Below are 19,213 nucleotides of genomic sequence, written 5' to 3' on the forward strand. Positions count from 1 at the left end.
GCGGCGCGGTTCGAGGTTCAGTCGCGAAGGACGGCCAGAAGCGCCGCAGCGACGAGTGCGACGAGTGCGCCGGCGACGCCGAAGCCGGGCATGCTGGTGTCGGTGGTCTCGGACTGGCCGCTCATCGCCGTCTCGCTGGCCATCTCGGTGTCGGCCTCCTGACCCATCTCCGTCTCCGACATCTCCGTCTCGGTTCCGTTCATCTCGCCCTCGAGGGTGGCTTCGGCCGTGGCGACGACTGCGCCGCCGCGGGCGACGTACGGACCGTCTTCTGCGCCCTCGCTGGTGACGAAGTCGTACACTTCGTTCCCGTTCGTGTCCATGTGCGCCATCGGGACGATGGTCGTCGTCTCGTTCAGGGGCGCGTCGAGTTCGACGGTGACGTTCTCGTGGGTGCCGGGCGCGAGGTAGTCGGAGGTGCCGCGGACGCTCTCGAACACCGCACCCTCGGTCACCGTCGCGTCGTGCACGGTGACGAATCCGCCGTCGTGGAGCGTGACGGAGTCGATGGTGACCGTCTCTCCGTCGGTCGTCTGGTCGGACGCGGTGACGACGGCGTTCACGGAGACGTGCGTCGTGTCGACCACCGCGCTCCCGTTGGCCGTGTACGGCCCGTCAGCCTCGGGGAACGTGTAGTTCTGGTCGCCGTCGGTGTCCATGTGCGCCATCGGCACGAGCGTCTGCGACGCGCGGATGGGCTCGGCGAACGTCACGGTGACGTTCTCGTGGACGCCGGGCGCGAGGTAGTCGGAGGTGCCGAGGATGCTCCCTTCGACTTCGCCCGCGAACAGGGAGGCGTCGTGGACGGTGACGAATCCGCCCTCCGAGAGGTCGACGCGGTCAACGACGACGCTGTGGCCGTCGGACGCCTGCGCGGCCATCTCGACGCTCGCCGAGACGGTGACGTTCGCCGGCGCGACGACGGCGGAGCCGTCAGCGGTGTAGGGGCCGTCGGCCTCACCCTCGCTCTCGGGGAAGGTGTAGTTCTGGTCGCCGTCGGTGTCCATGTGCGCCATCGGCACCAACGTCGTGGAGTTGTTCACCGGCGCGTCCAACGTGACGACGACGTTCCGGTGCAGGCCGGGCGCGAGGTAGTCGGAGGTGCCGCGGATGCTCTCGAACACCGCACCCTCGGTCACCGTCGCGTCGTGCACCGTCACGAACCCGCCCTCGGGCAGGAACGTCGAGTCCACGACGACGGCGTGGCCGCCGGTGACCTGCTCGGAGAAGGCGACGCTCGCGGTGTCGGACGGCGTCACCGCGGCGGTGTCGACGACGGCGCTGCCGTTCGCGGTGTAGGGGCCGTCGGCCTCACCCTCGCTCTCGGGGAAGGTGTAGTTCTGGTCGCCGTCGGTGTCCATGTGCGCCATCGGCACCAGCGTCGCGTTCTCCTCGACGGGCACGTCGAGCGTCACGCGGACGTTCTCGTGGACGCCGGGCGCGAGGTAGTCGGAGGTACCGCGGATGCTCTCGAACACCGCACCCTCGGTCACCGTCGCGTCGTGCACGGTGACGAACCCGCCCTGCGAGAGTTCGACGCGGTCCACGACGACGGACGCGCCGTCGGTGGGCTGGTCGGACATCGACACCGTCGCGGAGACGGTGACGTTCGCCTGCGAGACGACGGCGCTGCCGTTCGCGGTGTACGGACCGTCCGTCTCGCCGTTGTCGGCGACGAAGTCGTAGACGCGGTCACCGTCGGTGTCGAAGTGCGGCATGGCGACGAACGCGCCCGACTCGCGGAGCGGTTCGTCGAGGTGGACGGTGACGTTCTCGTGCGTCCCCGCGTCGAGGTACGCCGAGGACCCGACGACGCTCCCGAGGACGTTGCCCTCGGCGACGCTCGCGTCGTGGATGGTGACGAACCCGCCCTCCGAGAGCGTGACGTTCTCGACGACGACGGTTGAACCGCCCGACGTCTGGGCGGCGAACGATACTGACGCGTCCGACGACTGCTGCGTCGCGGACGTCGCGGCCACGCCCGCCGGAACGGTTCCGACGAGCACGACCAGCGTGACGAACACTGTGAGTGCGCGTTGCATGGCCGACACGTTGGCCGATATTTAAAAGAAGATTTTCCGGACTCTCACCCAAATTCGCCCCCGATTGGGCCGGCGTCCGTCGGTTTCGTTCCCCGGATGAGGACTCTCACGAACGCCGAACTATGTGTCGGCGGCGAGACGAGACGCCGCTGGCGGGAGGAGGACGCGGGAGAACGGGCGAACGGCGCGGGACGGGACGGACGGCGCGGGAGAACGGGCGAACGGTGCAGGACGGGACAAACGCTGGCGGACAGGGAGACGGGACGGACCGCGTGGTGAGGGTGCGGGGCGAAGGGAGCGCGTCAGTCGAACGTTATCCACGAGAGGAACAGCAGACCGATGGTCTCGAAGACGTGCAGGAGCATCATCGCTCGCCACGCGATGGCGGGAACGTCGGTGCTGAACCACCCCGAGAGCGTCGGGTCGACGATGTACATGTAGAGCGCGAGCGCGTTCCGTGCGAGGAGGAAGACGGCGAAGACGAGCAGTCCGAGCGGGTACTTCGAGCGGATGTCGAGGTAGTTTCTGGCCCAGACTGATGCGAGGGCGAGCAGTAGCACGACGTTCACGGCGCTGGAGACGCGCGCGACGTCAACCCAGATACTCATTCGTTCTCCCTAGCTCCCTGCCGTTTATATACACTTTCCCAAATCTCACCATGGTTACTCCATTCCGTCGAGTATCTCCTCTATCGTCTCCCAGTTCTGGCGCGCCCGGTCAGAGGGGAGGTAGACGGCGCCGTAGTCGTCGCCGCTGCTCTGGACGACGTCGTTCTCCATCAGCACGTCGAGGTGGTGTCTGACCGTCTTGTAGTCCAGTTCGAGGTCCTCGGCGAGTTGATTCGCGTTACGAGGCCGCGCGTCGAGGGACCGGAGGATACGCGCACGGTTCGCTCCGCCGCGCGTCCCCGTGAGTACGTACCACAAGACGGCCTCCATCGTCCCCTTCGACACGCGCACGGCACCTAAGCCCATCGAACGTGTCTGACGAGAAGAGACTTCGGCGAGCGACGACGAGTCAGGCCGTCTCGTCGCCGTCGTCCGGCGAGACGCCGTGGAGCGACTCGACGGACACCGCGTCCGGAACCCGTTCGAGGGCCGTCTCGGGCCAGTCGTCGTGCGCGAGGACGAACTCGGTGTCGGGGTTCGCCGCGACCAGTCGGGCGACGCCCTCGGCGGCCGCCTCTTGGGCGGCGCGGTCGGTCCGGTCTGGCACCTCGGCGGTGAGCGGGTACGTCTCCGAGAGGGCGCGGGGGAACGGGCCGAACGGCGGGACTACCCGCCACGTCGCGTCGAACCGGTCGCCTTTCGGCGTTCCACCCTGCGTGAGGAGGACGGTTCCCTCGGCCGCCAGTCGGGCGAGTCGGTCGTGGTGGCGGCGCACCTCCGGCCGACGCGCGCTCTCCGCCGAGAGCGAGAAGAACGACCCCTTCGAGACGGGGTCCTCGCGTTCGAGTTGGTCGGCGTGGTCCAACAGGGCGCGGTAGCCGTCGAGCATCGCGGGGTGCGAGCGGGCGCGTTCCTCCACGAGTTCGAGCAGGTTGCCCGCCCGAATCGCCTGCTTCACGCGGCGCAGTTCCTCGAAGGAGACGTGGAGGTTGTGTTCGGCCAGGAGGCGTTCCTGCTCGGTGTCGTCGGCCGCGCGGAGTTCGTCCGGCGTGTGCGACGCGCAGATGGGGCAGGAACACGGCAGGTAGTCGAGGTCCTCCAGGTGTTCGGTGCCGCGGACGGTGAGGTAGCGGCCGTCGCGGGCGTACAGGGCGTACGCGGCGGAGTCGAACAGGTCACAGCCCGCGGCGACGGCGAGGGCGAACATCATGGGGTGGCCCGCGCCGAACAGGTGGACCGGCGCGTCGCGGCCGAGTCCGCGCTTCGCCCCCGCCACCACGTCGACCATGTCGTCGTAGCGGTAGGCGTTCATCAGGGGGACGACGGCGCCGACGGGGAACACGTCGAGGTCCGTCTCGTAGGCCGCCCGCCCCGCCTCCTCGCGCAGGTCCGGGTACGTCGACCCCTGTACCGGCGCGTTGACCAGCATCTCGCCCGTCTCGACGGCCTCGGCGTCGCGCAGGGCCTCCTCGGTGACGGCGAGTTCGCGTTCGGCCTGTTCGCGCGAGACGTCCGGCGGCGTCGGGATGTCGACGGGCGTGCCGATGTCGGTCCCGACGTCGTACTGGAACTGCAGAATCTCCTCGGTCGTCACCGCTATCTCGCCGTACTCGGCGAGTTGGAACGACCCCGAGTCCGTCATGATGGCGCCGTCGAAGCCGAGCATCTCGTGGAGTCCGACGTCGAGGGCCTCCTCGCGTAAGTCGTCGTTCTTGTGGATGATGTAGGAGTTCGTGATGAGAATCTGCGCCCCGAAGTCCGATTCGAGGCGCGCGGGCGACACCGTGACGATGTTGGGGTTGACCACCGGCAACAACGCCGGCGTCTCGACCGTCACGCCCGCGCGGGGGACGTCGAGTTCGCCGATTCGGCCGGCGGCGTCCCCGTCGCGTATCTCGAAGTGGTCGCGCATGGTTCGTCTTTCCCGGGGGCGTTGCTAAGGGTTGCGTTCGGCGGGCCCTCGCCGCCGGACGAATCGTTGCGTTCGGTCGGTTCGACGTGGCTACCGAGCGAATCGTTGCGTTCGGCCGGCCCTCGCCGCCGGGCAGTCAGACGAACAGGACCGTCTCCTGCGGCATCTCGGCGAACTTCACCGCCAGATAGAGCATCGAGAACAGCGTCGCGTCGTACGCGCCGTGGATGAGGACGGGGACGACGAGGTTGTCCGTGTACTCGTAGACGATGCCGAAGACGACGCTCGGGAAGATGAGGAGGCTGATGCTGGTGAAACGGGCCATCGGCGACCCGGAGACGGCGGCGTAGTGGATGGCCGCGAAGATGACGCTCGCGAGGAGGATACCGACGGCGGGCGAGAACGTCTCGCGGAGGCGCGTCTGGACGACGCCGCGGAACAGCAGTTCCTCGCCGACGCCGATGAACAGGAACGACGCGGGCAGGAGGAGCAACAGCACTTCGGGGTTCTCCATCCCCAACTGGGCCGCCTGGTTCGTCCCCGCTTCGACGCCGAGTTGGCTCACCGCCACGGCCGCCGAGAGACCGAGGGCGAGGGCGGCCACGTAACCGACGACGGCGGCGACCCAGTCGCGGAACGACGGGACGCGGACGCCGAAGTACGAGAGGTCCTTCCCGCGGTAGCGCAGGTACAGGAGCGCCACCCCGCCGATGCCGCCCCACGTCAGGAACACGAGCGACAGCGAGATGTTGAGTATGGGCGTTATCTCGACGCCGGCGAACGCCAGCGGTACCACCGCGAGGTTGACGAGGACGATGCCGAGGACGGGGCCGGCGATGGCGAGGAGGACGGCCACGGCGATTGCGCGGGCGGCACCCCCGGCCGGAGAGGCGTCGGCGTCCGGCGACACCGGCGCCGACTCGGTGTGAGAGTCGGAGGACACAGTCGGTGTTGGGGACGGCCCGTCAAAACGGTTCGTGCTTCGTCCTCAGCGCCACCGGCCGGCGAGTTCGTACCGGAGGATTCCCAGCACGGCGCGGCCGTCGCGCAGGTGACCGTCGACCGCGGCGGCGAGGACGTCCTCGTACGGTTCGACGGCGACGCGGATGCTCTCGTTGAAGTCGAGTTCCTGTTCGGCGGTGGGTTCGCAGTCGCGCGCGACGAAGTGGTGGTGGACGCTGTTCAGGAGGCCGTTGGCGGGTTCGACGCTGCCGACGCGTTCGAGCGACCCCGCCTCGAACCCCGTCTCCTCGGCGAGTTCGCGCCGGGCGGCCGCCGCGATATCGTCGTCGTCGGGTTCCAGCGACCCCGCGGGGAGGCCGCGGTTCACCCGGCCGACCGCCTGTCGCCACTCCTCGACCAGCACCACGTCGCCGTCGGGCGTGAACGGGAGGACGACGACGGCCTCGGGTTCGTCGACGTAGTGGAAGTCCGTCTCCGTCCCGTCCGGGAGCGTCACGTCGTCCATCCGGACGTCGAACCCCGGGCAGGCGTAGTCTATCGCGGAGTCCGTCGTCCGCCACGCGAGTTCGTCCGTCGACGCGTCCGAATCGTCCGTCGACGTGTCCGCGTCGTCCATCGTCGCGTCCGCGCCGTCTCCCTCGTCCGTCGTCTCGTCGTCTACCATACGCCGACTCCGGCGGGAGCGCGCAAAAACAGCGTGGTGCGGTGCCGGGGGCGCACCGTGACGGTCCGCGGCCGCGTCCGAGTCCGACGGCCGCGCCGGACTACCGGTCGCGGATCGCGACGACGGCCCCGCCGAGCACCATCGTCAGCGACACGAGCGTGATGCCGACGTGGAGTTCGGTGAACCAGAACGGCACCTGCAGGCCGGTCTGGAGGACGACGAGGAGGAACGACAGGACGGGAACCTTCTGGTCGGGGTTCACCCGTGCGTCGTCCTCGGCGGCGTAGCGGGTGGCGCCCACCGTCTCCCCCTCGGGGAGACGCTCGGCCTCGTAGGGGACCAGCGGCGTCTTGTAACTCCACACCGTCGCGCCGGACTCGTTCACCTCGACGACGCGCTGGTTCAGCGAGTCGGTGACGAGCGTGTTCCCGTTCTCCAGTCGGTCCGCGTCCCGCGGCCAACTGAACGAGACGCCCTCGGCCTCGTACAGGGCCCACGCGACGTCCCAGTCGCCCGTCGACTCGTTGCGGTGGAGTTCGACGATGCGGTCGTTGTGGCTGTCGGCGACGAGCACCGACCCCTCGCCCAACCACTGCGGGTTGTGCTGTTGGTTCAGCAGTTCGGGGTCGCCGAAGTTGTCGCCGTCGTCGTCCTCGTCCTCGTTTATCACCTCGACGACGCCCTCGCCGCGTTCGACGACGACGAGTTGGTGGGCGTTGCGGACGGAGACGAGGTATCTGTCCTCGGAGATGACGTCCACGTCGTTGATGTGGAGCCAGTCGGCCTTCGTCGGGTCCGGCGGCGCCTCGTATCGCGAACTCGCGTTCCACTGCCACGTCACCTCGCCGCCCTTCACGGTGTACACGCGTTCGTGTTCCATGTCGGTGACGAGGAACTCGCCCGACGGGAGCAGTTCGACGTCGTGGACTTCGCTGTTCGCGCGAGTGCGAACCGGGAAGGAGTACTCGGAGACGATGTCGGCGCCGCCGCTCTCGTTCGGTTCGAGGACGCGGAAGCCGGTGTGGGTACACGGCGCGTCGTACGGGCCGCAGTCCTCGTAACCGGAGTCCATGAACCCCGCGAGGACGCTCCCGTTGTCCAGCATCGTCACGTCGAAGTAACTGTCCGTTCCTCCCGCCTTCCACTGCGTCTCCTTCCCGTCGAGGAGGTAGACGGACCCGGCCTCGTGGAGGCCGGGACCGCCGCCTTGCGACCCGACGAGCGTCTGTCGCGCGCCGTCGTCGTCCGCGGTGCCGACGGTCGGTGCGAGGGCTGCGCTGACGAGGAGCGAGGAGACCAACAGGACGACGCCGAGGGTGGCGAGCGCCGCCCCCGTCCGTCGCGTCGCGTTCGGGCGTACTCCGGTCATCGGTTACGTGAGACTGAGCCCACGGCGACGAAAAGCGTTCGGTCCGCGTCGGCGGCGGCGAAGCGACCGGTCGCGGACGGGGCGAGTGGGACCGTCACGACCGCTCCGCCTTCAGTTCGAGCGTGTAGCCGAACGGGTCCGTGACGTAGACGGCGGGGGCGACGCCCGTCGCGCCGAGCGGTTCGAGTTCGCGGTCCACGGCGACGCCAGCGTCCGCTAGCTCCGCCTTCAGCGACTCGATGTCGGCGTCGACGCGGAGGGCGACGTGGTCGAAGGTGGCGTCGTCGGGCGCCTCGAAGTCCTCGTCCGGTTGCACGTGCATCACCGCACCCGGCGCGAGGCGGACGGAGACGAACGGTTTGTCGCCCGACGCGTACTTCTCCTCGTTCTCTATCGCCAGCCCCAACCGGTCCCGGTAGAACTCGACGGCCGTCTCCACGCCGTCCGCGGGAACGTGGAGGTTCACGTGGTCTATCTCGGTGACGTCCATGGGGACGGGACGGCCCGGAGACACGTATGTTGGGGGGTCCGTCGCTGCCGTCGTCGCCGTCCCGCGAACCCGTCGGTCCGGGGCACCGTCTCGGGACCCGACGAATCCCGTTTCGGCACCGTTTTCCGCGGGAGACCGAACGCCTACCCGATGGACTTCGACGCAGACCGACGACGCTTCTTGGAACTCGCCGGAACCGGAACCGCCGCCTCCCTCGCCGGCTGTAGCGGCCTCCGGGACACGCTCGGCTCGCAGGAAGACGCCGGAACGGGCACCGGAACCGGCGGAGACGGCGACCAACGGGTCGCGGTCGCGGTCCAGGCCGACCAGCAGGCCTTGCAGCGGCGACAGCAGGAGATACAGTCCGCGCTCAGTTCCGGAAACATCTCTCGAAGCGAGGCGCAGGCGGAGTACCGGTCCGCGCAGGAGGACCTCCGCTCGGACGCCGTGGCGTCGTTCGCAGAGCGCGCCGAGTCGAACCCGGACCTCACCGTCGCCGACTCGCTCGACCGGTTCGGCCTCCTCCTCGTCGGCGGGTCGCCGGCCGCACTCCTCGCGACGCTCTCGTCGGGCGCGGTGAACGCCCTGCTCCCGCAGACCACCTTCCAGCAGGCGAAGTCGCAGGCCCAGCAGGGAACCGCGACGTCGACGCCGTCGAACTAGCGCCGTCGAGAGCGGACAGAAAGGTTATATCCTCGCTCGCAGTTCTGTCTGTAAATCCGATATGAATCGCCGCCCGTCGCTCGACGCTCGGTGCCCGCCCGTCGCGGACGCCGACGACCCGACTCCCGCACGCCCCGCCGCACCGTAGATGTTCGTCGGGCACGAGTTCCTCGCGTTCGCCCTCGCGGGGTCCGCGGCCCGACTCGCCGGGCGCGACGCGCGGTCCGCGCTCCTCGCGGGCGGCGTGGCCGCACTCTGCGCGTTGCTCCCGGACCTCGACGTCGCCTACGGCCTCGGCGTCTACCTCCTCGCCGTGAGCGACGGCGTCGCGCTCTCGTGGGACGCCTTCTGGGGCGTCGCCAACGGCGTCCACCGGGTCGTCACTCACCCGCTCCCCGTCGGCGTCGCGGCGACGCTCTGTTTCGCGTCGGCCGTCGCGGTGACTCGTCGGGTCGCCGGACCGCCCGCCCGCGGTGCGCCCGCCTCTGCGGCCGGCGGTCTCGAATCGATTCGACGGGGGCGCGCGGAAGGCGCGTCGGCCGACGCCGTCACCACCCTCGTCGTGGTGGCTCTCGCCACCGTCGCTCTGGTCGTCGCCGGTACCGTCGTCTCGACGATGGCCAACGCGGGAGACGGGTCCGCCGTCGTCGTCGCCGTCACCTACCTCGGCGCCGTCGGCGTCGCCGGCGCAGTCGTCGCTCGTCGCTTGCGCGCGGGGAGCGCCCTCCTCGCGTTCGCCGCCGGCGTCGGCTTCCTGACGCACCCGTTCGGGGACGTGCTCATGGCCGCGCCGCCGCCGCTTCTCGCGCCGTTCGCCGCCTCACCGCTGACCGACCGCGTGGTGTTCTCCCCCGACGACACGGTGAACCTCCTCGCCGTCCTGTTCGCGGAGGTGGCCACCGTCTGGGCCGGCCTGCTGACCTACCTCCACGTCACCGACCGCCGCCTCCGCGACGCCTTCGCCGGCCGGGCCGTCGTCGGCGTCGGCTACGCGTCCGCCGCGTTCGTCCTGCCCCGGCCGACGATGGTGGACGCTCACTACCTCGGATTCACCGTCGTTCCACTGGCCGTCGTCGTCGGCGCGACGGCGTTCGAGGGCGGCGTCGGGCCGCGGACGGACCGCGCGATTCGCGGCCTCGCCACCGGACTGGCGACGCTGACCGTCGCGGGCCTCGCCTACCTCGTCACCTACCTCGTCGCGTAGAACGGAACCTCGTCGCGGAGAATCGCCCGGGACGGAGCGTCAGAGCGTGACGCCGTCGAGGTCGGACTCCAGTTCCTCGACGTGGTCGTTGTACGACTCGACGAACCCCGGGAAGTCGCCGACCAGTCGGCGCACGTCAGGCGCGGCCGGCGGTTCGTACTGCGAGAGGAGGTAGATTCCCCCCTCGCCGCCGACGCGGAGGTACGAGGCCCGGTCGCGGTCACGCTTCAGTTCCCACCGCGTGCCGGAGACGGTGGTGCCGAACGTGCCGTAGTCGGTCCCGTCGTAGCGGTGCAACTGGACGGCCATCTCGTCGCACACCTCGCGGATCCGGTCGACGACCCGGTCCCGTTCGGCGACCACGTCGGCCGTCTCCCGTGGCGCCGGGAAGTCGGTCGACACGTCGTCGAGGACGCCCGACAGCGACTCGACGTGGTCGTTGTACGACTCGACGAACGCCTCGTAGTCGCGCATCGCCGTCGCCAGGTCCGCGGGGTCGGGTTGCCGCTTCGTCGAGACGACGTACGTCTCCGCCCCGCCCTTTCCCTCGTACCGGAGGTACTGCAGCGCACCGCCCTCGTACTTGACCGTCCACGTCCCCCGCGAGGTGGTGAACGCTCGCTGGCCGTAGTCGCCCCCCTGCAGGAGGGCGAGTTCGCGCGCAATCCGTCCCGCGTGCGACTCGACGGCCGCGACCACCTCGTCGCGTCTGGCGGCGACGTCCTCGGTGTCCGCGAAGTCGAAGTCGATGCCCTCGTTCATTCGTGTCGGTGGTGGGGGTCGGCGGGCATAACGCCTCTGAAGCCGGGCGAAGCGAGGGCGAGAAGGAGTGGTGAGACGTTCGAGTCGGAGGGCGGTGTCGGGGCCTCAGTCCGCGATGAACTGGCTGGCCACCTCCAGCACCTCGTCCATCGACTTCGCCTCGTCGAAGGCGTTCGGGAACGGGTCAGCACCGTTCAGGCGGTTGAGGTACGCCGCGTGCCGGGCTTCGACGCTGTGGACGCTGAGCGCCGCCGAGAGCAGGTCGTCGTTGCTGATGCTCGGCGCAGCGCCCGCGTATGCAGCGACGCCGGTGTTCTCGAGCGCCATGGCCGTCTCGAAGAACGCCGTCGGGTTGTTCGCCTGCATCGTGCCGAACTCGTACTCGGCCTTCTCGACGGGCGTCCCGCCGAGGTCCTCGATGACCGCCTCCAGCGTCTCCACGTGCGCGGCCTCGTGTTCGCCGATGTCGGTGAGGTTCCCGTAGATGGGCTCGCGAGCGCCCCACGGGAGGTGGTCGAACATGTCGGCCGTGACGATGGTCTCTTTGCTGTAGTAGCCGCCGAGCGACTTCAGGTTGTGCGCGTAGAACGCGTCTTCGAGGTGTTCGAGCGTGAGCGCGTAGTTCAGCACGTCCACGTCAGTCGTCTCGTCGCTCGCGCCGTCCGCGTGCTCGTCGGCCGCGACGCTCGACGTCCCGAACGCGAGCGCACCGAGTCCCGCGGCGGTCGAACCCGCGAGGAACTGGCGTCGCGAGGTGACTGCGTCCTGTACTGCCCGTACTGCCGAATCGAAGGGCGTCTCGTCTGTCGACTGGTCGTGATCTGTCATTGGAGTGTGCGCGTCGAAGCGCACCTACGACTCCGATTGTCGGATAAATGAGGATTTTCCGAACTCTCACCCAAATTCGTCCGGAGTCGCGAGGTGTGAAATTATCTCTCCGAACTCTCTCGTCGTCACCAGACATACAGGGCTCGTGATCGCTTCGCGTCGCTCGTCGAGAGAGCGCGGCAGAAGTCGCTCGAAGAGACGAAACGCGCGAGAAGTGACCGGCGTGACTACCGTCGCGGGTCGCCGCGCACGTCGCTCGCGGCCACGGCGCAGATTCGAACTCCGGGACGGCCGCTCACGACGGACGCCCCGCTCTCGTTCGTCGTTGCGAAGTGGGGTGAAAATGGGCCGGCGCAGATTCGAACTGCGGTTACGGCCACCCGAAGGCCGAAGGATACCAAGCTACCCCACCGGCCCGCACCTCGAACTGAGTCCGGCGCCGCGTTTAACAGTTGTGATTCGCGGTGTTCGCCCGAGGGAGTCAGTACGTCGTGAAACCGTCGGTATCGAGGTAGTTGTGGGCGACGGTGATGGAGTGGTCGGCGTGCAGCACCTCCGGACCGAGGCGGACCCGTTCGTCCGCGGCGGCAGCGAGGGCGTCCGCCTCGTCGTCGGTGAAGTCGTGGTGGTCCGAGAGGACGAACACCGGGTCGACGGGCGGTTCGACGTCCACAACCGGGTCGCCGTCCTCGTGGAGTTCGACCACGGTTCCGTCGGCGACGGCGTCCAGCGTCGCCTCGAAGTCCATCCGACGGATGCTGACGCCGGGACTCGCCTCCGCGGGCATGTGCCCGATGGCCTCCTCGCGTACCTCCAACGCGCCGCGAATCAACGCGGCCGTACTGCGTTCGTCCGGGTTGAGCCGCCGCAACTCCGACCCCTCGAACCGGACGGTGTACTCGTCGCCGAGGACGAGGTGGACGCGGACGGACTCCCGAATCGCGTGCGAGAGAAAGAACGCGGAGTTGACGCACCGGCAGAGCACGTCCAACCGACCGGCCCCCCCGGCCAAGTCGTCGAGCGAGAAGTCGGGCGTCGTCGGAACGTCGTGACCGGTGATGACGAACTGTCGCATACGGGCCGGTGTCGCCCCCAGAACAAGGGTCTGTCCTTCGACTCAGCCGAAAAGCTTACGACTGCTAGCATTCACCACGTGCTAAGCATAACGAACTATCATCCGGTACCGAATAAAACAAACGATTGGAATTTTACGACACAACACGACGAACGGAAGGCATTAGGTGAAAATCGTATTTCATCTAGCGAAAACTTCGACGTGAATGAAAGTTTACCAACATGCTTAATTCCTTGTAGAATAGAAGCGGAAAAAGCCGAGTACGGCGAGAGGAACGGCGCAAAAACAAGATTTGCCGATACCGGAGAACATTCGTTAGGTATTTATCCAACCAGCGGCTGATTCTCGGTATCCCTCAACATAAGGTGCAGTAACCCATGTCAGATAAACCCAAGACGTTTCACAGTCGACTGAACCGTCGCCGTGTCCTTCAGGGCCTCGGTGGCGCAGGTATCGCAGGTCTCGCCGGCTGCGCTGGCGGCTCCGGTAACGAGACGGACGGCGGGAGTACGGCCACCGAAGGTGGCTCCGGGTCCACCGGGACAGAAACCACGAGCGGTGGCGACAGCGGCACCGCCGGCGGGAAGCTCAAGATGGCGCTCGTCAAGAGCCCCATCGAGTTCGACCCCATCGTCCTGAACGACGTTCCGTCGTCGCAGGTCGTCGACCGCATCGTCGAAGGACTCTACACCTACAACGAGTCGACGGGTATCGTGCCCGTCCTCGCCGACGGCGAGCCGACCGTCGAGAACGACGGTACGCGCTACACGGTCAGCATCCAGGACGGCGCGACGTTCTCCAACGGCGACCCCGTCACCGCGTCAGACGTGAAGTACTCCTTCGAGGCACCGGTCAAAGAGGAGACCGAGAACGCCTCCGAACTGAACATGGTCGACTCCATCACCGCGGTGGACGAGAAGACCGTTCAGTTCGACCTCAAGTACCCGTTCGCGCCCTTCATGAACACGCTGACGTGGTACGTCGTGCCCGAGTCCGTCCGCGAGGAGGACAAGGACGCGTTCAACACGGGCGGTAACCTCGTCGGTTCCGGTCCGTTCGTGTTCGACGAGTGGCAGGAAGGTAACTTCGCGCGCATCACGGCCAACGAGGACTACTGGGGCGAGCCCAAGCCGAAGCTCGGCGAAGTCGAGTTCGTGCCCGTCGAAGAGGCGACGACGCGCGTGACGACGCTCAAGAACGGCGAGAACGACATCATCGAGGAGATTCCGCCGAAGCAGTACCCGACGGTCCGCAGCATCTCCGACGCCAGCGTCGACGAGGTGCCCGGCATCGGGTACTTCTACGCGGCGTTCAACTGCAACGAGGGCCCGACGACGGACAAGAAGGTCCGCGAGGCCATCGACTACGCGTTCAGCATGGACCAGGCGGTCAGCTCCTACGTGGAGCCGACGGGCATCCGACAGTACAGCCCGCTGCCGAAGTCCATCGCCGAGGAGTGGGGCTTCCCGCTCGACGAGTGGAAGCAGATTCCGCACGACAAGGACATCGACCAGACGAAGGCGCTGTTCGACGAGGCCGGCGTGCCGGACGACTACTCGTTCAAGATCATCGTCCCGCCGGACGACAAGCGTGAACAGATCGGCATCACGATCTCTAACGGGATCAAGGAGGCCGGTTGGGACGCGTCCGTCCAGCGTCTCGACTGGGGTGCGTTCCTCGACAAGTACGTCTCCGGGAAGGAGGACGACTACAACATCTACACGCTCGGCTGGTCCGGAACCCCCGACCCCGACGCGTTCACGTACTACATGTTCGGTCGCGACGAGAACACCCTCGGCGTGACGAACGGGACGTTCTACGGCAACAACAGCGAGAACGGCAAGACGGTGAGCCAGAAGTTCATCGAGGCCCGCGAGACGCCCGAGCGTGAGGAGCGCAAACAGCTCTACACCGAGGGCATCACGATGGCGCTCGAGGACCGCGCGCACCTGCCCGCCTACAACCTGAAGAACAGTTTCGGCGTGAAGGACTACGTCAACGACTTCAGCTCACACCCCGTGCTCAGCTTCACGCTGTCCACGTCGCACAACAACGTCTCTGTCAACAAGTAATACACTTTCAGACAGAGGCTGAGACGCCATATTTATGTACAAACCAGCCGCTAAACGACGCTTAGAGACATACATGGACGAAAACCAGTAGTGGTCTAACAATGGGACGCCTTCGCTACACAATCAGCCGACTCCTCCAGGCGATTCCGGTGATCGTCGGCGTGATTACCATCACGTTCTTCCTCACCGACGCCATCCCGGGGGACCCGGTACAGATCATGCTCGGCCCGTCGCCGAGTGCGCAACAAGCCGCAGCAATCCGTGCGAAGTTCGGACTCGACCGACCGCTCCACGTTCGGTACTTCAGCTACCTATTCGACGTCATCCAACTGGACCTCGGCACGAGCATCTACTACCAGGTTCCCGTCACCCAGAAGATCGCAGAGCGCCTGCCGGTGACGCTCTACCTGCTGCTGTCGGCCTTCACGTTCGCGCTGGTGACCGCCGTTCCGCTCGGCATCATCTCCGCGAAGCGACGCAACGAGCCGACGGACCACGTCTCCCGCGTCGTGGCCCTCTTCGGCGTCAGCACGCCCTCCTTCTGGATCGGGCTGATGCTCATCATCGTCTTCTCGTTCTGGCTGGACTGGTTCCCGGCGACGAACATCATCCTCCCGTGGGTCGCGCCCGCGAGCGTCGACGGAGCCAGCAACCAGCTGGACGTGATATTCAAATCCATCCACCACCTCATCTTGCCGACCATCACGCTCGGAACGCTGCAGATGGCGGCGTTCACTCGCATCGAGCGCTCCTCGATGCTCGAAGTGCTCGGCGAAGAGTACGTCAAACTGGCCCGCGCCTACGGCGTCAGCGAGACGACGATCGTGCGCAAGCACGCTTTCCGGAACGCGCAGCTTCCCCTCATCACGATCGTCGGCCTCCAGCTGACCAGCGCGCTGGGCGGCGCAGTACTGACCGAGACGGTCTTCTCCATCAACGGGATGGGTCGCCTCATCATCACGGCCATCCAGAATCAGGACTTCCAGCTCGTGATGGGGACGACGCTGGTGTTCGGACTGGTGTTCGTCATCGGCGTCATCCTGACGGACCTCTCGTACGCCTACGTGGATCCACGAGTCTCGTTCGAGGGTGAAGAATAATGTCGAACGCAACGAGCAGAACTGACGCAGACGAGAGCGGTCCCGAACAGCCAGAAGCCCGTGTCGGCTTGCGCTACACCCTCTCGCAGGTGAAGCGCGACCCGACGGCGCTCGCCGGTCTGGGCGTCATCGCCGTCATGACGACCGTCGCGCTCATCGCGTTCGTCGACGGCATCGTCTTCGACATCCTCGGCGACTTCGAGACGTTCGCGAACATGGGCATCCACCAGTACGTGCTGGCGGAGACGGTCTGGGTGAACCCGGTGAACGACCCGGCCAACGCGCAGATTCTGCGCCCGCCGGTCTACCTGACGAACCAGCTCTACCCGAACGACCCCGGAACGTGGGCGCACCCGCTGGGGACCGACCACCGCGGCCGCGACGTCTTCGCGCGCCTGTTCTACGGGACGCGCATCGCCATCACCGTCGGCATCGTCTCGACGGGCATCGCGATGATCCTCGGGATGCTCGTCGGCGCCATCGCCGGCTACTACGGCGGCTGGATCGACGACGCGCTGATGCGCGGGTCGGAGACGCTGTACGCCATCCCGTTCCTCGTGCTGGTCATCGCGTTCATGACCGCGTTCGGTCGCAACCTGACCTACGCGATGATCGGTGTCGGTATCGCCACCATCCCGACGTTCGCCCGCCTCATCCGCTCCCGCGTGCTGTCGGTGCGCGAGGAGGACTACATCGAGGCGGCGCGGGCGGCGGGGGTCCGCGACCGCGACATCATCCTCCGGCACGTCATCCCGAACAGTTTCGCGCCCGTGCTGGTGCAGGCGACGCTGCAGGTCGGCGTGAACATCCTCATCATCGCCGGCCTGTCGTTCCTCGGCTACGGTGCGCAACCGCCGACGCCGTCGTGGGGACAGATGCTCTCGAACTCCCGGCAGTACATGCTGCCCAACCCGTGGTTCAGTATCTGGCCCGGCATCGCCATCCTGATCACCGTCGTCGGTTTCAACCTCATCGGTGACGGCCTCCGAGACGCACTCGACCCACGGATAAACAACTGATGAGCGAACCACTACTCAAAGTCGAGAACCTGAAGACGCAGTTCTTCACCGAGGAGGGGACCGTCCGCGCGGTGGACGGCATCTCCTTCGAGGTGAACGAAGGGGAACTCGTCGGCCTCGTGGGCGAGTCCGGCGCCGGAAAGTCCGTCGCGACGAGTTCGATAATGCGACTCGTCGAGGAACCCGGCGAAATCGTCGGCGGGACGGTGACGTACAAGGGCAAGAAGCTCATCGACTTCGAGGAGGGGCCGGACGGCGAACTCCGGCAGTCCTCGGAGATGCTCTCCAACGAGCAGATGCGCAAGCAGATTCGGGGCAAGGAGATAGCGATCATCTTCCAGGACCCGATGGAGGCGCTGAACCCGGTGTTCAAGATCGGGGGACAGCTCCGCGAGTTCATCGAGCTGAACCGCGACGTGACGAGCAAGCAGGCGAAGGAGATAGCAGTCGACATGCTCCGGGAGGTCGGAATTCCCGAGCCCGAGAAGCGGTACGAGAGCTACCCGCACCAGTTCTCCGGCGGGATGCGCCAGCGCGTCATCATCGCGATGGCGCTCGCCTGCGAACCGGACCTCATCATCGCCGACGAACCGACGACGGCGCTGGACGTGACCGTCGAGGGTCAGATTCTGGACCTCGTCGAGGACCTCCAGCAGAAGTACAACACGTCGTTCGTCTGGGTCACGCACGACCTGGGCGTGGTCGCGGAGATCTGCGACCGCGTGAACGTGATGTACCTCGGCGAGATCATCGAACAGGCGGACGTGGACGACCTGTTCCACAAGACGCGTCACCCGTACACGGAGGCGCTCTTGGACTCCATCCCGCGACCCGACCAGAGCGTCGAGGAACTCAACCCGATAAAGGGCGTCATGCCCGAGGCGATCAATCCGCCGTCGGGCTGTCGGTTCCACACGCGCTGTCCCGAGGCCCGGACCATCTGCAAGGAGGTCCGACCGGCGTATCAGGACGTGAGCGACCCCGGCGACTCCTCGCACATGGTCTCGTGCGTGAAGTACGAGAACGTCGGCTACGACGACGCCGAACCGCTCGAGACCGAGGCCACCGGCGCGTTCAGCGGTGGACTCGTCGAAGCACGAGGTGACGGAGAATGAGCAAAGGAATGGTGACGGAGAGTTCGGACGGAGTCGGCTTCGGGGAGACGCTCCTCAAAGTCGAAGGGTTGACCAAGTACTTCAGTCAGGGCAGCGGCCTCATCGCGAGCCTGTTCAACGACGAGGAGGTGAAAGCCGTCGACGACGTGACGTTCGACATCGCGAAGGGCGAGACGCTCGGACTCGTCGGCGAGTCCGGGTGTGGCAAGTCCACGCTCGCACGGACCGTCCTCCGTCTCCTGGAGCCGACCGACGGCGCGGTGTGGTTCAAGGGCGACAACCTCGCGGAGATGAGCGGCGAGCAACTCCGCTCGATGCGCGAGGACATGCAGATGATCTTCCAGGACCCGCAGTCCTCGCTGGACCCCCGGATGAAGGTCGGTCCAATCGTCGAGGAGCCGATGAAGGCCCACGGCCTCTACAAGGGCGAACGCGAGGAACGGGCGCGGATGCTGCTGGAGAAGGTCGGCCTCGACCCCCAGCACTACAACCGCTACCCGCACCAGTTCTCCGGCGGACAGCGCCAGCGCGTGAACCTCGCGCGGGCGCTCGCCGTCAACCCGGACTTCATCGTCTGCGACGAACCCACGTCGGCGCTCGACGCCTCCATCCAGGCGCAGGTGCTGAACACGATGCGGGACCTCCAGGACGAGTTCGGTCTCACCTACCTGTTCATCAGCCACGACCTCTCCGTCATCCGGCACATCTCCGACCGCGTGGCCGTGATGTACCTCGGACAGTTGGTCGAACTCTCGGACACCGAAGAGCTGTTCGAGAACCCCCAGCATCCGTACACGAACGCCCTCCTGCAGTCGATTCCGGTGCCCGACCCACGGCACGGCGGTCAGCGCGGCGTCCTCGAGGGCGACGTGCCGTCGCCCATCGACCCGCCGTCGGGCTGTCGGTTCCGGACGCGATGTCCGCGACTCATCGCGCCCGACCAGTACGACCTGACGCTGGAGGAGTGGGACGACGTGAAGGCGTTCATGCGCGAGACGGAGCGTCGTACCTTCGAACCGGAGGGCGAGGCGTCCATCCGCGAGGAGTTCTTCCCGAACGGGACGCCCGACGGAGAGGCGGGCTCGCTCGTCGAGACGAGCATCGACGACGTGCTGAACGACGACTGGGACGCCGCCGAGGACCGACTGCGAGAGTCGTTCGCGGAGCAGAGCATCTGCGCGAAGGAGGTTCCCTCCTACGAGGTCGAGCCCGAACACGGGACGGACGTCCACTTCGCCGCCTGTCACCTCCACCGCGACGACATCGAGGGCAGCGCGAACGCCGACTGACCGGCCCGTCCGGTTCGCTCTCACTCGTCTCGAACGCG

18 protein-coding genes and 1 tRNA gene are annotated in these 19,213 nt (G+C 66.9%); 7 read left to right on the forward strand and 12 right to left on the reverse strand.

The features are described from left to right. Positions 1-17 precede the first annotated feature (17 nt). The 8 genes from BM310_RS14170 to BM310_RS14205 all read right to left on the reverse strand — a co-directional run bounded on the left by BM310_RS14170 (position 18) and on the right by BM310_RS14205 (position 8,048). A complete protein-coding gene (locus BM310_RS14170; RefSeq protein ID WP_089808775.1) occupies positions 18-2,042 on the reverse strand; it encodes a DUF7282 domain-containing protein in 2,025 nt (674 codons plus the stop codon). Positions 2,043-2,344: 302 nt separating this feature from the next. Next, a complete protein-coding gene (locus BM310_RS14175; protein WP_089808777.1) occupies positions 2,345-2,650 on the reverse strand; it encodes a hypothetical protein in 306 nt (101 codons plus the stop codon). A 54-nt stretch (positions 2,651-2,704) separates the two neighbouring features. Then, the gene (locus BM310_RS14180) at positions 2,705-2,980 is read right to left on the reverse strand and encodes an ArsR/SmtB family transcription factor (RefSeq protein ID WP_089809272.1); all 276 of its coding nucleotides are present in this window, start codon (positions 2,978-2,980) and stop codon (positions 2,705-2,707) included. Between the two features lie 79 nt (positions 2,981-3,059). Next, positions 3,060-4,562 (reverse strand): tRNA guanosine(15) transglycosylase TgtA, encoded by a 1,503-nt coding sequence (gene tgtA / locus BM310_RS14185; RefSeq protein ID WP_089808779.1) that lies wholly within the window; start codon positions 4,560-4,562, stop codon positions 3,060-3,062. 136 nt (positions 4,563-4,698) lie between these two features. Then, a complete protein-coding gene (locus tag BM310_RS14190; RefSeq protein WP_394328065.1) occupies positions 4,699-5,472 on the reverse strand; it encodes a CPBP family intramembrane glutamic endopeptidase in 774 nt (257 codons plus the stop codon). 78 nt (positions 5,473-5,550) lie between these two features. Continuing rightward, positions 5,551-6,141: an NUDIX hydrolase gene (locus tag BM310_RS14195; protein ID WP_089809274.1), complete on the reverse strand. Its 591-nt coding sequence runs from the start codon at positions 6,139-6,141 to the stop codon at positions 5,551-5,553. Positions 6,142-6,289: 148 nt separating this feature from the next. Continuing rightward, positions 6,290-7,558 carry a hypothetical protein gene (locus BM310_RS14200; RefSeq protein ID WP_089808784.1) on the reverse strand — a complete coding sequence of 423 codons (1,269 nt, stop codon included), beginning with the start codon at positions 7,556-7,558 and terminating at the stop codon, positions 6,290-6,292. A gap of 94 nt (positions 7,559-7,652) precedes the next feature. Then, positions 7,653-8,048 carry a VOC family protein gene (locus BM310_RS14205; RefSeq protein WP_089808786.1) on the reverse strand — a complete coding sequence of 132 codons (396 nt, stop codon included), beginning with the start codon at positions 8,046-8,048 and terminating at the stop codon, positions 7,653-7,655. A gap of 150 nt (positions 8,049-8,198) precedes the next feature. Here BM310_RS14205 and BM310_RS14210 point away from each other — a divergent pair, with 150 nt between their 5' ends. Both BM310_RS14210 and BM310_RS14215 read left to right on the forward strand, forming a co-directional pair. Continuing rightward, positions 8,199-8,711: a hypothetical protein gene (locus BM310_RS14210; protein WP_177232634.1), complete on the forward strand. Its 513-nt coding sequence runs from the start codon at positions 8,199-8,201 to the stop codon at positions 8,709-8,711. A gap of 148 nt (positions 8,712-8,859) precedes the next feature. Beyond that, a complete protein-coding gene (locus tag BM310_RS14215; RefSeq protein WP_089808788.1) occupies positions 8,860-9,915 on the forward strand; it encodes a metal-dependent hydrolase in 1,056 nt (351 codons plus the stop codon). A 39-nt stretch (positions 9,916-9,954) separates the two neighbouring features. Here BM310_RS14215 and BM310_RS14220 read toward each other — a convergent pair whose 3' ends face one another. The 4 genes from BM310_RS14220 to trmY all read right to left on the reverse strand — a co-directional run bounded on the left by BM310_RS14220 (position 9,955) and on the right by trmY (position 12,580). Beyond that, complete coding sequence (locus BM310_RS14220) at positions 9,955-10,677, reverse strand: hypothetical protein (protein WP_089808792.1); 723 nt, start codon at positions 10,675-10,677, stop codon at positions 9,955-9,957. Positions 10,678-10,782: 105 nt separating this feature from the next. Next, entirely contained in the window at positions 10,783-11,505 is a 723-nt protein-coding gene (locus BM310_RS14225; protein ID WP_089808794.1) for a ferritin-like domain-containing protein, read from the reverse strand. Positions 11,506-11,849: 344 nt separating this feature from the next. Beyond that, a tRNA-Pro gene (locus tag BM310_RS14230) sits at positions 11,850-11,922 on the reverse strand. Positions 11,923-11,986: 64 nt separating this feature from the next. Continuing rightward, positions 11,987-12,580, reverse strand: a complete 594-nt coding sequence (gene trmY / locus BM310_RS14235) for a tRNA (pseudouridine(54)-N(1))-methyltransferase TrmY (protein WP_089808796.1) — start codon at positions 12,578-12,580, stop codon at positions 11,987-11,989. 377 nt (positions 12,581-12,957) lie between these two features. Here trmY and BM310_RS14240 point away from each other — a divergent pair, with 377 nt between their 5' ends. The 5 genes from BM310_RS14240 to BM310_RS14260 all read left to right on the forward strand — a co-directional run bounded on the left by BM310_RS14240 (position 12,958) and on the right by BM310_RS14260 (position 19,175). Further along, positions 12,958-14,652, forward strand: coding sequence for an ABC transporter substrate-binding protein (locus BM310_RS14240; RefSeq protein ID WP_089808798.1), 1,695 nt, complete (start codon positions 12,958-12,960; stop codon positions 14,650-14,652). A gap of 101 nt (positions 14,653-14,753) precedes the next feature. Continuing rightward, the gene (locus BM310_RS14245) at positions 14,754-15,752 is read left to right on the forward strand and encodes an ABC transporter permease (RefSeq protein WP_089808800.1); all 999 of its coding nucleotides are present in this window, start codon (positions 14,754-14,756) and stop codon (positions 15,750-15,752) included. Further along, on the forward strand, positions 15,752-16,771 hold the full coding sequence (locus BM310_RS14250; RefSeq protein WP_089808802.1) for an ABC transporter permease: 1,020 nt from the start codon (positions 15,752-15,754) through the stop codon (positions 16,769-16,771). Before BM310_RS14245 ends, BM310_RS14250 begins: the two co-directional genes overlap by 1 nt. Next, positions 16,771-17,886, forward strand: a complete 1,116-nt coding sequence (locus BM310_RS14255) for an ABC transporter ATP-binding protein (RefSeq protein WP_089808804.1) — start codon at positions 16,771-16,773, stop codon at positions 17,884-17,886. The genes BM310_RS14250 and BM310_RS14255 overlap by 1 nt, the downstream gene beginning before the upstream one ends. After that, positions 17,883-19,175, forward strand: coding sequence for an ABC transporter ATP-binding protein (locus BM310_RS14260; protein WP_089808806.1), 1,293 nt, complete (start codon positions 17,883-17,885; stop codon positions 19,173-19,175). Before BM310_RS14255 ends, BM310_RS14260 begins: the two co-directional genes overlap by 4 nt. Positions 19,176-19,213 lie beyond the last annotated feature (38 nt).

It is taken from the genome of Halogeometricum rufum (assembly GCF_900112175.1).
Lineage (GTDB): Archaea > Halobacteriota > Halobacteria > Halobacteriales > Haloferacaceae > Halogeometricum > Halogeometricum rufum.